The sequence below is a fragment of the Shewanella sp. SR44-3 genome, assembly GCF_014163735.1.
Classification (GTDB): Bacteria; Pseudomonadota; Gammaproteobacteria; order Enterobacterales; family Shewanellaceae; genus Shewanella.
Genome location: NZ_JACJDV010000016.1, coordinates 21476 through 36092, shown reverse-complemented (window position 1 = coordinate 36092; position 14617 = coordinate 21476). Strand labels below are relative to the sequence as shown.

At 43.4% G+C, this 14617-nt stretch carries 8 protein-coding genes; 3 read left to right on the top strand and 5 right to left on the bottom strand.

All coding sequences use genetic code 11. The features are described 5' to 3' along the window. Window positions 1-287 precede the first annotated feature (287 nt). Window positions 288-2246 (bottom strand): methyl-accepting chemotaxis protein, encoded by a 1959-nt coding sequence (locus H5073_RS10080; RefSeq protein WP_182679424.1) that lies wholly within the window; start codon window positions 2244-2246, stop codon window positions 288-290. A 149-nt stretch (window positions 2247-2395) separates the two neighbouring features. Then, the gene (locus H5073_RS10075; RefSeq protein WP_182679423.1) at window positions 2396-3649 is read right to left on the bottom strand and encodes a carbohydrate porin; all 1254 of its coding nucleotides are present in this window, start codon (window positions 3647-3649) and stop codon (window positions 2396-2398) included. A 512-nt stretch (window positions 3650-4161) separates the two neighbouring features. Between H5073_RS10075 and H5073_RS10070 the strand changes: the two genes are divergently transcribed. Continuing rightward, the gene (locus H5073_RS10070; protein WP_182679476.1) at window positions 4162-7206 is read left to right on the top strand and encodes a transglycosylase domain-containing protein; all 3045 of its coding nucleotides are present in this window, start codon (window positions 4162-4164) and stop codon (window positions 7204-7206) included. A gap of 91 nt (window positions 7207-7297) precedes the next feature. On the opposite strand, the gene serA is transcribed toward H5073_RS10070, so the two are convergent. Next, entirely contained in the window at window positions 7298-8527 is a 1230-nt protein-coding gene (serA, locus tag H5073_RS10065; RefSeq protein ID WP_182679422.1) for a phosphoglycerate dehydrogenase, read from the bottom strand. Window positions 8528-8902: 375 nt separating this feature from the next. Here serA and H5073_RS10060 point away from each other — a divergent pair, with 375 nt between their 5' ends. Beyond that, window positions 8903-9580, top strand: coding sequence for a LuxR C-terminal-related transcriptional regulator (locus tag H5073_RS10060; protein WP_182679421.1), 678 nt, complete (start codon window positions 8903-8905; stop codon window positions 9578-9580). 155 nt (window positions 9581-9735) lie between these two features. On the opposite strand, the gene H5073_RS10055 is transcribed toward H5073_RS10060, so the two are convergent. After that, on the bottom strand, window positions 9736-11235 hold the full coding sequence (locus H5073_RS10055) for a curlin (RefSeq protein WP_182679420.1): 1500 nt from the start codon (window positions 11233-11235) through the stop codon (window positions 9736-9738). Between the two features lie 23 nt (window positions 11236-11258). Then, entirely contained in the window at window positions 11259-11690 is a 432-nt protein-coding gene (locus tag H5073_RS10050) for a curlin (protein ID WP_182679419.1), read from the bottom strand. A gap of 401 nt (window positions 11691-12091) precedes the next feature. Here H5073_RS10050 and H5073_RS10045 point away from each other — a divergent pair, with 401 nt between their 5' ends. Then, window positions 12092-14611 carry a S8 family serine peptidase gene (locus H5073_RS10045; protein ID WP_182679418.1) on the top strand — a complete coding sequence of 840 codons (2520 nt, stop codon included), beginning with the start codon at window positions 12092-12094 and terminating at the stop codon, window positions 14609-14611. The last annotated feature ends 6 nt before the right edge of the window (window positions 14612-14617 follow it).

Here is a 14617-nt window from a genome sequence, read left to right as displayed (position 1 = left end):
CTCAAAAGGGCCTAAATCATCACTTGGAAGGCTGACTGACTAGGCTTAAGCATCAAAGCTCACTGGGAAATTAGCTTGCAAATGTGAGCGAGTAAAATAAATAATTTATAATTAAAACATATCTCTATGGAGGCCAATAAGCAAGTTGTCTACAGGATTAATGGTATAAGATTTAACTCTATTATTTTTTACTTGCCCACTGAACTTGCTATGAAGGTTTGATGATGTGGCGGGAGAATCAGGAGCACTCCTACTTAGAATATGAGGAGTGCTCGCTGTATAGGCGATTAAGTTTTGAATCTGCCGACCGAACTTTGTAGTTCTTCAGCTTGTTTTCCCAGTTGTTGGGATACAGATTTTAATCGAGCAATATCTTCAGTGGATTCATTGATAGCCAGAGCCATATTTTGAATATTTTGATTAATTTCTTCGATAGCATTACTTTCCTCTCCCATGGAGTGAGCGACATGGGCGGTTTCTTGTGAGATTTTCTCACTGGATAAGGTGATTTTTTCTAAGATCTGTAATGATTGAGCGCCATGCTCGACGCTGGCATTAATTTCTTGGTTGAGGGTTTCGATTTGACCACAAGAGGCATTAGATTGAAGCTGTAATGCTTTAATGAGTTCAGACACTTGAGTGGCAGCCTTAGAGGTCCGTACTGACAGGGTGCGTACTTCATCGGCAACAACGGCAAAGCCACGCCCGGCTTCACCAGCACGGGCTGATTCAATGGCAGCGTTAAGGGCTAACAAGTTGGTCATATTAGCAATGTCAGTGATAAGACTAATGATTTCATTGATTTCATCCGATGATTTATTGAGATCCTCCAAGGTGCTTGTCAGCCCACCCATGTCTGTGGCTACCCGGCTCATGCGCTTAATGACATCACTAATGACACCACTGCCTTCATCGACCTCTAGCTTAGACTGTTTGGAGAGTTCATCGGCCCCGCTAATGGTTTGCGCAATTTGCCCAGAGGTGAGTGATATTTCATTTAATGCTGCAGCGATAGATTGAGATTGCGAGTTTTGCTCACCTGTGACCACTGACAGGTTATCGCTGGCACTTGCTACTTCGTTGGCCATAATAGTGACGTGTTTAGCATTGTCTACGACCTGGATTATCAACTCACGAATTTTCCCGACAAAGAGATTAAAAGCAGAAGCAAGTTCGGCAGTTTCATCATTTTTACTGCGGGAGACTATGTGACAGGTGAGGTCACCGTCACCGGAGGCCACTTCTTTAAGCATATCTTTTACATCGTCTATGGGGCGTGTAATAAGGTTTGATACCCAAAAAGATAAGGCGATGAAGATAACCAGCATGATGGCTTCGATGACGAGCATAAGGTAGATAAGAAAATGTGCCGTTGACAGTATTTCATCCATGGTCACCAGTCCGATAAACTTCCAGCCAAATTTACTGGAGGTAATCACGTTGACGCGGTACATCTTGCCATCGAGCTCTACGCTTGTCTGGCCTTGATCGAGTTTGGCTAATTGCTGGTAGGCACTTTCTTGGATATCACTGAGTTTTTTAAAATTGTTGTCCGGGCGACGAGAGTCGACAAGTAAGGTGCCATCACTTTCAGCCAGCATTAAGAAGCCTGTCTCGCCGAGACGTATTTGCTTAATGTACTCAGTTAAGCCTTTAAGACTCATGTCCATTCCCTGAACGCCAATTTTATTACCGTTGGGATCTTTTACCTGAGTGACAGTGCTAATTATAGTGGCGTTGTCTGTGGCATAGAAATAGGCGCTGGTGCGGGTGATGCCATCATTGTCCATGGCATGTTGATAAAAGGGGCGAGTACGGGGATCATAGTTTGCAGATATACTACCCTCAGGCCATTGCACATAGCCGCCATCTTGATTGGCATAGTAAATATAGGCTAGGCCTTCATGGCTCTTGGCGAACATATCAAATAACTGATACATTTGTGCTTCATTGCCGCCATTACGTGAGGGGGTCATAGCCCCTCCTGCACCATCAGCATAAGATGTCATCCCCGCGCTATTGCCTGTGGCTACTGGGTGATTAGCAAGAAAACGAACATTATCCTCTATGTCTTTAAACAAAATAGCTATGCCATTTTCTATTTGGCGAATTTCACGACTTGAGACATCCACAAATTGTTTGTGGGCTTCCTCTTTAAGTTTGCTACTTAGCACAATAGAAATAATCAGCGCAGGGATCACTAACGCAGATAATATACTGAGCTGGATTTTACTTCTTATTTTCATTGCTTTGCCCTCTGACTAAGCTGATAACTACAGGGCGAAAATATCTCGCCAGGATAGAGTTTAAAAGTTATGACGATTAATCCTTTGTCGCCGTGTCGCCAGCAGCCTGCCAGATGGTGTCCCACGATAAATATATATTTTCCGTGGGGTTAGAAATAATAGCCTAAGTTAATGTTAACTCGAGAGTTCCAATCATCTGTATTGCCAGCCATGGTGCCACCAATAAAGGGGTGGTTTTTAGCGCTGACTAAATCGATATAAGTGTAAAGCCCACCAGCTGAAACCGCGACGCCTAGCACATTCATTACGGTATCTTCCGTTAAATCACCTGATTTATTAAACATCTGGCTGTAATCGTTATAGAAGGTCAAGCTGGTGACTGGCCCCCATTTAACCGGTAATTGATAAGCAAGGTTAGCACTGACTAACTCAGCTTCACTTGGGATTGTATCGAAGAAATGATAAGCGCCAACAGCAAGCCTTGTCGCAGCATTGTCCATCTCATATTCATAGCCTGTGTATTGCAGTTGCAAGTTCCATCTGTCTATTTGGGTTTTGCTGTGTAGTGCCCAAGCCTGGCGTGTACCGACTGAGCTACTGGCATCACGTAAGTCACCGTATTGCAGTGAGCCACCAAGCTCAGTATTGCCCCATTGATAGCTGTAGCGAGCGGCAAGGCTATTGTGCTCGGCAATGGCTTGACTGATATCATCATAAATGCCTTCCCCTGTTGGGCGAATTCCTACCACATCATAGGAGTAACGATCGCTGCGATTACTCACATAACCGTCGATACTACCCATTTCATCGGTAATGAAATAAGCGAGGCGAAGATCGTGATTATCCCATTTGCCAATAAAACTCACTCCAGCGTCATAGTCATCTTCTAAGCCAACATAATAATTAGAGGAAAAGAAAAAGCTGTGGGAGTTATAGTCGAGATTGCCAAAAGGCACTTGAGTTACACCGGCTTGTACTTGCCATGTCGGGGTTAAGTTGTACCCCACCCAAGCATGGTGAACTACATTCATATATTGATACCAACGATATTGGGCTGAAAGTACGACATCGCCGATTTCACCGTTGAGATCGAGACGAAACACATCGAAATCAACATCGCCGTTTCTGTCTCTATTGCCTTCGTTGTAGTCCTCATAGGAATACTGAAATCGCACTGCACCGCCAACACGAATGCCATCGTTGCTGTCTTGCTCAGCCTCTAGCTCAGCGGCTTTGACTTGCTGTTCGAGCTTCTTCTCTTCAGCTTGTTTGGCTTTAGAGCTTGCTAGTTCTTGTTTAAGATCAATTAATTCTTGTTCTAGCCTATTGATGCGCTGTTCAACATCGATATCGGCAGCGACAGCCATAGTAGGTAAAAGTAACAATGGAATAAGTCGTTTCATAGCAGGACATCCTGTAAGGCTAAAGTAAGGAACAAATTGTTAAGGTTTGTAGAACCTGAGTGGTTGAAATTATTAAATAACGCATTTACTGGTACGTAAGTTTTTTATAAAAATGAGTGCACTACAAGCTGTGAGACTTAAGTGTAGACAAATTCATCGATCATACTAATTGATAGACATATTTTTTATTTTCTCGGCGAGCGAACTGAACTGTACAAAAATGAATGTTTAGCCACTTTTGGGGCATAGACAAAAGTGAGTTAACGCATGTTAGTCGCATTTTACAGTGCTTAAGGAGCATTCTACGCTATTTTATCATGGCAATGTGAGACTAAGTGCATGAAAATAATATTGTTTAATCTTTATTTGTATCGGCAAAGTAAAAAGAAAGATTTAATTGTTTGGGCTATATCTAACTAATTCAAGCATCTGATAAAATTAGCATCTTGGATCCGGCATTGTGCATTGAGATCCGATGAACTTACGCTATTTTTTGATTGTTCGATGGAGTGATTGTGTCAAGCCCTGAAATGCAGTTCGATAATTATCGCCCCCGCGGGGAAAAAGTGGCCGCAGAGCGCAAACCACGAAAAAGTAAGACTGGGTTACTCTTGTTTATTTTGTGTCTCGCCATTGCTGGGCTTGTAGTGTTTGAGGTCAAAACTTCTTATTACCAAGCCAAGTTTCTGCATCAATACGCTAAGACCTTAACGTATCAGTTGTTACCAGAAGCAACCACTGCGGTGGTTTACCCAAGTTATGGCCCTTTCGATGAACGTCATGGCTACAGTCAGTTGCCTGAAAAATTAGCTCGCTTAGCGGAGCGTAACTTTCAAATTACTCAGCAAGTCGCCTTTTCTCCGCGGCTGCAGCAATACGCTAATTTAGGTTTTTTTCCGCCGTATCATGAAAAAGCCCAATCGGGTTTAAGCTTACTTGATTGTGGCAGGCGGGATTTATTTTCCTTCGCCTACCCAAAACGAGCCTACCAAGACAGAGACATTATTCCTAAAGAGATAGTGAATACGCTGTTATTTATTGAAAATAGAGAAATGTGGACCACAGAGGCCAAGCTTAACCCTGTGGTGGATTGGCCGCGCTTTGTGGTGGCAGGTTTTAGCCAAATTGCAGAGATGTTAGGGGCTAATGTTTCTACCGCAGGTGGCAGTACGCTGGCGACTCAAATCGAAAAGTTTAGGCATTCGGCCCATGGTTTGACCTTAAGCATTAAAGATAAGCTGTTGCAGATAGGCTCTGCCAGTATTCGAGTTTATCAACAAGGCGAGCAAACCGAGCCTGCCAGAAAGCGCATAGTGCAAGACTATTTAAATACAGTGCCGTTATCTTCTGCGCCAAATTATGGCGAAGTTCATGGCATAGGTGATGGCTTATGGGCTTGGTTTAAAACCGATTTTGATTTTGCTAACACTTTATTAAAAAGCCCACACACGGCAGAAAATGCAGTGAGACGTGGCCAAGTGTTCAGGCAAATTGTGGCGCTGATGATAGCTCAGCGCCGACCTTCTTATTATTTACTCAAAGGTCATGGCGATCTTGAAGTCTTAGTGGACAGTCATTTACGTTTATTGGAGAAGTTTAACTTAATTGAACCAGCGTTAATGAGCGCCACCTTAGCGCAAAAGCTTGAATTTAATACCACTAAAAGTCATGACTTTGGCCAAAGCAATGTCGATAAAGGCATTAATTCTGTACGTATTCGCACTGCGGGTTTATTGGGAATGAACCTCTATGAATTGGACAGATTAGATTTAAAAGCCAGCACCAGTTTACATGGGGAATTACAGCGACAGATTAGCGAGTATTTACGCAGCTTGTCTCAGGTCGAGTCCGCAAGAGACGTCGGCTTATTGGGCGCGCGTTTACTGCAAGCCGATAAGTTAGAAGAAGTGTTGTACAGTTTTACCTTGTATCAAAAAACCGCGACCGCCAACAAAGTTAGGATCCAGACTGACAGTACAGATCAGCCTTTCGATATCAACGAAGGCAGTAAGTTAGAGCTAGGTTCAACCGCTAAATTACGGGTGCTAGCGACCTACTTAGAAATCGTGGCTGAGCTGCATCAAAAGTTTGCACCTAAATCAGTGTCTGAGTTGTATCGAGTGGATATCGAAGCCAAAGATCATATCACTCGCTGGGTGGTGGATTACCTTATCCAGACACGCAATACTAATTTAAAACAGATGTTAGATGCCGCGCTGCAACGCAAATACTCAGCCTCTCCACATGAACGCTTTTTTACTGGCGGTGGTTTGCATGTATTTAATAATTTTAGAAAAGAAGAAGACAAACGTAACCCAACACTGTTCCAAGCCTTGCAAGATTCAGTCAATTTACCTTTTGTGCGTTTAATGCGTGATTTAGTGAATTACAGCAGTAGTTATAATAATGACGGCAGTTTGGCCCAGTTATTACGCAATGATAAAGATCCGCGCCGTGAAGAATATTTGCGTGCCTTTGCCGATCGTGAAGGGGCTATTTTTGTGTCTCGCTCTTATCAAAAGTACCAGAACATGACTACGGCGCAGCGTCTTGAGTTATTTTTCAATTCAATAGGTCAAGCTGATCACAAGCTGGCTGCCAGTTACCGCTACTTATTACCAGATGAAAGTGTGGCGAGTTTTAAGCGTTTCTTAGAACGACGATTACCGGATTTTCATGCGGATAATCGTCAAATCGAACGTTTATATTACAAATACGGCCCAGATAAATTTAACCTTTCAGATCAAGGCTATATTGCGCGAGTGCACCCATTAGAAATGTGGGTGTTGAGCTATTTGATTGAGCATCCAGAAGCGACTCAAGCTCAAGTTCGAGAAGCCAGCCGGCCAAAGCGCCAAGAAGTGTATCGCTGGTTATTTAGAACTCGGCATAAAAATGCGCGTGATGTGCGTCTTAAGGTGATGCTGGAAGTGGAAGCTTTTTTGAATATTCACGCTCGCTGGGTACGCTTAGGCTATCCGTTTGCTCACTTAGTGCCTTCATTAGGTTCTGCTTTGGGTAGCTCTGGTGATAGGCCTGCGGCTTTGGCAGAGCTGATGGGGATTATTCAAAATAATGGTTACCGCTTACCCACAGTGAAACTTGATGAACTGCATTTTGCTGAATCCACGCCCTATGAAGTGGTGCTGGCCCATCAGAATAAAGAGGCTGAGTATGTTATGCGCCCAGAAGTGGCACAGACCCTAAAAGCGGCGCTTGCTAATGTGGTGCAGCAGGGTACAGCAAGGCGATTAAAGGGCAGCTTTAAAGATGGTCAAGGTCTAGATTTAGCCATAGGAGGCAAGACTGGCACGGGGGACAATCGTATTGTCACCGAAATGCGTTTTGGTAAAAAAGTGGCGACTACAGCGATGAACCGAACCGCAACATTTGTGTTTTATCTTGGTGATGACTATTTTGGTACCTTAACGGCGTTTGTGCCAGGGACTCAAGCGGATGATTTTAGTTTTACCTCGGCGCTGCCTCTGCAAGTATTTAAGGGCATGCTACCGATTTTATCGCCTTACTTGCAGCGTCCAGAACCTATTTGCGACTAGCAGATAGTTTGTTTAATCAATAAAAAAACGCCCTCATCAGCAACTGATGAGGGCGTTTTTGTAGACGCGCTTAAGCATTTTTCCCTAAAGACTAGAACAATACGCGAGTGCGAATGGTGCCTTCAATTGTCTTAAGCTCAACTAAAGCTTCTTCTGCTTGATCTGAGTCAACTTCCATCACCACATAGCCAATGGCTGCGGTTGTTTGCAGATATTGAGCCGCAATGTTGATGCCCTTTTCAGAGAATGCTTGGTTAATCTTAATTAACACCCCTGGACGGTTATGGTGAATATGCAGTAGTCGCGAGGTGCCTTTGTGCTGTGGCAGAGAAACTTCAGGGAAGTTCACCGCAGACACAGTTGAGCCATTATCTGAATATTTGGCTAACTTACCGGCCACTTCAATACCAATGTTTTCCTGTGCTTCTGCCGTGCTACCGCCAATATGAGGCGTGAGGATGACATTATCTAGGCCGCGCAGTGGGCTTTGGAATTCATCATCATTAGATTGTGGCTCAACAGGAAATACGTCTATGGCAGCCCCTGCAAGGTGCTCTGAGGTGAGGGCATGGGCTAGGCTGTCGATATCGACAACTGTTCCTCTTGATGCATTAATAAAGATGGAGCCCGCTTTCATCATGGCAAATTCTAGAGCGCCGAACATGTCTTTGGTTTGCGGGGTCTCAGGCACATGCAAGGTGACGACATCGGCTTGGGCCAACAAGTTTTCCAGCGAGTGAATTTGTGAAGCATTGCCCAGTGGCAGTTTGTCCTCAATGTCAAAAAATACCACTCGCATGCCTAAGGTTTCAGCCAAAATACCCAGTTGAGTACCGATATGACCATAACCAATCACGCCTAAGGTCTTGCCTCTGACTTCAAAACTGCCATTGGCACTTTTAAGCCAGCCGCCGCGGTGGGCATGGGCATTGCGTTGAGGAATGCCACGCATCAGCATGATGATTTCACCCAGTACCAGTTCAGCAACCGAGCGAGTGTTGGAGAAAGGAGCGTTGAAGACAGGTATGCCGAGTTTCTCTGCGGCATCGATATCGACTTGATTAGTACCAATACAGAAGCAGCCAATAGCCACCAGTTTTTCAGCCTGTTGCAGTACGGATTCGGTGATCTGAGTGCGAGAACGCAGACCAACAAAATGAGCATCTTTGATGGCTTCTTTTAACGCTTGATCGCTTAATGAGGCTTTGTGATATTCAATATTGGTATAACCCGCTCGTGTCAGTACTTCTATTGCTGTTTGATGAACGCCTTCCAACAGCAGGATTTTGATTTTATCCTTGTCAAGCGAGTGTTTCGCCATGGTGTGTCTGCCTCTTTTGCTCTGTTGTAGATGAAATGTTGAATTTGAACCAAAGTAGCACTTTTTTTAGCAGTTGTAGAGCGCTGGACGTCTAAAGTTAATATTCTAATTTTAGAACAATCGAAGATATGTAATTCGAAGCGTGATTTGTTGGTTATCAACTCAGTTTTCAATCGCAATTTACGATTGAAATTGGGTTATTTACACTGCCACCTCAGTTTTTAATACTTTTGGATGATTAATTTGCCTAATTAACTAGTCAGAATCCACTACCAAAGTTACTAGGATGTTAACTACAGTATTTGATTTAGCTGTGTTATGGTGGCCATGCCTAAGTAATACCCGCTAAAAATGGACGCGTTTAGGGAGTGATGCATGAGTTCAAATATCGATGAATTAGTGTTTTTACATCAAGTGGCAGCGCCTTGTCATTTGGCTATACTAGCTGAATCTATCGGGATTAAAACCCGTATAGTCAGGCAGGCTTCAGAGTTAGAACAAGAGAAAAAAACTAATAGTTTCTATATGATAGCCCAAAAAGGAGCGGCGTTAGATAATAAGGGGATTCCTTTATTGGTCTCACGTTTGGTGAATCATGTACCTGTGGCTTTGTATCAAGTTGAGCGTGGTTCACTGGATCAAGAATCAGCCCTGCTTCTAGGGGTTCGTGGGCTGTTATATGCCGATCAGCGTATGGATTTAATGCTAACGGGCTTAAGAAAAATGGTCGCTAATGAACTTTGGTATGACAGACCTTTGATTAGTAGAATTTTTCGTCGTCTAGTACAAAAGCTTGATGCTAATAATGATATTCCTGCTGACACAATCGCTATGCTGCAAATGCTCACCAATCGTGAAAGGACGATTATTCAATTAGTTTCTAGCGGTGCAAGAAATAAAGAGATTGCTCATCGATTATGTATTAGTGAGCATACAGTAAAAGCTCACTTATCTTCAGTATTCCGTAAAACACAATCCCGTAACCGAGTGGAGTTATTACGCTGGGCACAAACTTACCATGCTCACTTTGAGTTTCAATCTAAGGTAGATTAACGCTAATTACATTAATTTTTTGCTTTCATTGTCCAGATAATTAATGTGATTAATATAGAATAAAAAAGGAGCCTTTCGGCTCCTTTTTTGTGACCTTTATGAGGCCAATGAACGAATAAACGATGAACTAAGAGTGATATTTAGTTTCAGTTATATTAGTTTTGTACGATTGTCGCTGTGTTAAAGTCACCCACTTGAGTTGCCGCTATGGTGTTGTTGCTACCCATCTGCATACCTTCAACTAAGTTATCACTGCCATTTTGCACTACTGTTAGGCTATTTTCATTACCTGTTACAGTGAATGATGTTGCGCCACTTATGCCGCCAACCCAGTTACCAGAACCAGTTTGCGCGATATCTGCAAAGTTTTCGTCACCTGTGATGATTAAATCCACTAAGTTCAAATCGCCATCTTGAGCAACGACTAGGTCAGTGTTGTTGTTACCTATTACTGAAACAGTTGCTTCATTTTCACCAGCACCGTCTTGTGTGACATCGATTTCATTGTCATTACCCACAGTTTCCACGTAGGCAAAGTTAACATCGCCTTCTTGGCTGATTTCAATGTCGTTATCCTCACCAACAGCAAAGGCAGAGATTTTGTTGTCGTCACCATCAGAAGACAAATCAAAGTCGTTATCGTTACCAGTATAAGCACCAAAGACGGCGTAGTTGTTATTGCCATCTTGCTCTAAATCGACATCGTTATCGTTGCTTGTCACTTCAAACTCGGCAAGGTTAGTATCACCCTTTTGATCGATATCAATAGAGTTATTGTTACCATTGATGACAGCAACTTTAGTATCACCGACCATGTTTCCATTGCCATTTTGCATAATATCGACATTGTTATCATCGCCAGATGCAAACTGCAGCACAACATTGTTATCGTTGCCGTCTTGATCTATGCTCAACTCGTTATCATTACCCGTTAAGGCGTAAACAAAACCTGTATTGTTATTACCTTCCTGCATGATTTCGATTGTGTTGTCATCTCCAGCAACGCCACGCACACCTGCTAGGTTGCTATCACCGACTTGACCTAACACCACGTCATTGTTGTTACCAACATTTGGGGTTAAATCAAGGGAAATCATACCAGCTTGGTTATTGTTACCTTCTTGAGAAATAATCCCATCATTGCCGTTACCTTGAACGCGGAACACACTGAAGTTGTCATTACCCGTTTGATCAACGCTAGTGCTGTTAGTGCCGCCAATTAGCTCAACATTTGATTCATTAGTGTCGCCAGCTTGAGTGATGTCAACAGTATTGTTATCACCTGTAATGTCATTCACGCTTTTATTCCAATAACCAGCTTGAGTAGATGTCACAGTATTACTATCACCTTCGATAGTAATAGTTGATACCTGCCAATCTTCAGTTTGGTTGGTGTTGACTGTGTTGTCATCACCTGTAGAGGTCACATAAGACTCATTCCAGTAACCATTTTGAGTTACTGTAGCGTCTTGATTATTACCAGCTTGGGTTACGCGAGTGATGTTGCGATCATCAGTTTGAGTGATAGTTGCCACTTGCTCAACACCATCTTGAGATACTGTCGCTTTATGGCGAGTGCCTTCTGCATAGGCTTGTGCACTAAAAGTCGTTGCGATAGCTAATGCGATTAAGGTTTTTTTAGTATGCGAATTCATTTGACGCTCCCTGTGTATAGTTTTTAATACTGAGTTATTGTGATTGCTGCATTATCAGCAATTTGCTCAATAGCGAAATTTGCGCGGCCCAATTGATTGATTTGAATTAAATTATCATTACCAATTTGAGTAACATCTGCGCGGTTGTAATTACCTTGCTGTAACAGCTCCAGTTCATTATTACTGCCAACTTGGTTAACGCTTGCTTGGTTATCTTCACCTTGCTGAATTAAATAAGCATTGTTAGCTATGCCTATTTGACTTATTGAGGCCTGATTGAAGCTGCCTTGCTGGAAGAGATTAACGACATTATCTCTTCCATTGCTTTCAAGCAGTCCTTGCAAAGTAATAGGTAATTCATTAACGCTGGTTGTAATTGTTGATTCATCAGCAGTAAGCGTGAAGCTACACAGCAAGAGACAAGTGACCAAAAAGCATATTATCTGTCTTGGCACTGAACACTCCTTTGCATTGGTTTAAATAACCAATGGTTATTTTTATGAATCAAGTTCAGCGCTCAAGTTACGTGTTGTCGACTGATGACGCAATTACACCTATGGCTATTTGTCGATATAAAGATATTGTTTTAAACTTTATTTAAAACAATGGTAATCATCTGTTATTAAAGGTGTTTTATTTTCATGCTATTGATGGATTATGATTTTAATAGACTAATGGGACTAGTAGTTAAGTTGTAATTGAACTAAGCAGGCTTCCTTTGTCTTTAACATTGTGACAACAATTCAAAGGTAAAAAAATGCCGGATTTATGATGATTTCGCCGATAGCAATAGGCTCGCGAAGTGACTGTTGTAGTGCCGGTTCTGGAAATAAAAAGGACGATAGGAAGCCAGTATATGTTGAATAAAAAGACTCCAGTAGCAATGGCCATAGCCGGTGCTATGGCATTAACAGTGTCGCCAGTTATGGCGAAACCTGCTGTAACTTATGCAAAAGACAGCATTTTAGTTGTCTACAAAGATAATGTGACCAATTATGAGCGCTCATCAGCGCAGCGCATTGTTGGCGGTACTTTACGGGACGTAAACCGTGACGGTGTCGATGATCAATTTAAGCATCTTATGGGGGGCAAGCTTGCGCAAATCTCCCTAAGAAAAGGCGCAGACATTCAGGCTGCGATCAAGATGATAAGCAAGCATCCAGCAGTAAAATATGCTGAACCAAACTACATAGTTAGAGCCATTGGTGTGCCTGATGACACTAACTTTGTTAGCCTTTGGGGCATGAACAACACAGGCCAAAATGGCGGCACTGTTGATGCTGATATCGATGCGATTGAAGCATGGGATATCACCACAGGTAGCAGTGACGTTATTATCGGCGTCATAGATACGGGTGTTGACTATAATCACCCAGATCTACAAGCGAACATGTGGACTAACCCTGGTGAAATTGCTGGCGATGGCATAGATAACGATGGTAACGGCGTTATTGATGATATTCATGGTTTCAGTTCCTTTAACAATAATGGCGATCCTATGGATGGCCAAGGTCATGGTAGCCATGTGTCGGGTACCATAGGCGCTAAAGGTAATAATGGTGTTGGTGTTGCTGGTGTTAACTGGGATGTGAGTATTATAGGTTGTCAATTCTTAGGCCCAGATGGCACAGGTTCAACCGCTGGCGCGATTTCATGTATTGATTACATGACCAACCTTAAGACTAACCATGGGGTTGATATTAAAGCCACCAACAACTCTTGGGGTGGCGGTGGTTTTAGCCAAGCGCTTAAAGATTCAATCGATACAGCTGGTGAAGCTGGAATTTTATTCGTGGCTGCAGCCGGTAATGATGGTGTGGATAATGATGTAAGCCCGCATTACCCATCAAATTATGATTCTGATGTGGTGTTTTCTATCGCATCAACCGATAGAAATGACGCCCTGTCTATCTTTACTTCAGGCGCTTCAAGTTATGGTTTGACAACGGTAGATATGGCGGCGCCAGGCTCGGCGATTTTGTCTACTACACCGGGTAATAACTACAGCACCTATTCAGGCACTTCGATGGCAACGCCCCATGTTGCAGGCGCGGCAGCTCTAGTGTGGTCTTTGAATCCAGACTTAACGCCAGTTGAAATGAAAGAGCTATTAATGGCATCTGGCGATGATAATGCAGCATTAGTCGGGAAAATGGTGTCGGCTAAGCGCTTAAACGTGCTAACGGCTCTTGAGCAAGCTAATCCATCGCCAGGTTACCGTTTCACCGCGACTCCTACATCACAAAGTGTTGAAGCGGGCAGCGCTGTAAGCTATGACTTTGGTGTTGGCAGTGTGGCTGGTTGGAACGGTAATGTTGCATTAAGCGTAGATGTTCAGCCTGCGCTTAACGGCGTTAGCTTATCAACGGCAACAGCAGGTGCTGGTGATAGCTTTACTTTAAATGTCGCTACAGAATCTGGCGCCGCTTGGGGTGATTATGCCATTACAGTAACGGGTGATGACGGCGCAACGGTTAAATCTAAAGTGGTTTCATTGTCTGTGTATCCTGCGGGGCTAAACGATTTCCCTTATGGTAACGACACTCAAGTGGCGATTCCTGATAACAATCCAGCGGGGATCACTAGCACTATTGAAGTGAGTGATACCTTGCAGGTGTTTGGTTTAACTGCCGATGTGGATATTAGCCACACTTGGATTGGCGATCTTAAAGTGACGCTTACCTCTCCGTCGGGCACAGCGGCTGTATTGCATAACCGTGATGGCGGCGGTGCAGATAACATAGTTAAATCTTGGGATTTAAGCGCCTTTAACGGTGAAATGGCGACCGGCACTTGGACATTATCTATTGATGATAACGTTGCCTCAGACGCGGGTACGCTTAATAACTGGGGTATCGTTATTAGCGGCCTTGGTGATGTATCACCTGTAGCACCTGTTGCTGGGTTTGACTATGCAGTCGAAGGCTTAATGGCAAGCTTTACTAACACAAGCTCAGATATTAACGATGATATTGTCAGCTACAGCTGGAGCTTTGGTGATGATGCAACGTCAACCGAAATGAGCCCAACACACGCTTATGCAGCCGCTGGTGTGTATACAGTATCGTTAATGGTAACCGATAGCGAAGGCTTGATGGACACTTCTTCAATGGATGTTGAAGTCTTCGAGCGCAGCATTAGCGCAGGTGTAACACGTACCCGTTTATCACGCCGTGGTAGTGCAATGGTTGACCTTAACTGGGATGACGCCATGGGTGAAACTGTGAACATAATGCGCGATGGTGAGATGGTGGCAACCACTGATAACGATGGTAACTACCGTGATCGTTTCACAGCGACAAGCACATCAGTGACTTATCAAGTGTGTGAAGCATCAGGTAACCTATGCTCTGAACCATTTGTTGCGCAGTTCTAATTTGAA

Coding starts and splice junctions, on each gene's coding strand:
- H5073_RS10080 (WP_182679424.1), bottom strand. CDS start 2,246: ATGAAAATAAGAAGTAAAATCCAGCTCAGTATATTATCTGCGTTAGTG.
- H5073_RS10055 (WP_182679420.1), bottom strand. CDS start 11,235: ATGAATTCGCATACTAAAAAAACCTTAATCGCATTAGCTATCGCAACG.
- H5073_RS10045 (WP_182679418.1), top strand. CDS start 12,092: ATGTTGAATAAAAAGACTCCAGTAGCAATGGCCATAGCCGGTGCTATG.
- H5073_RS10075 (WP_182679423.1), bottom strand. CDS start 3,649: ATGAAACGACTTATTCCATTGTTACTTTTACCTACTATGGCTGTCGCT.
- H5073_RS10060 (WP_182679421.1), top strand. CDS start 8,903: ATGAGTTCAAATATCGATGAATTAGTGTTTTTACATCAAGTGGCAGCG.
- serA (WP_182679422.1), bottom strand. CDS start 8,527: ATGGCGAAACACTCGCTTGACAAGGATAAAATCAAAATCCTGCTGTTG.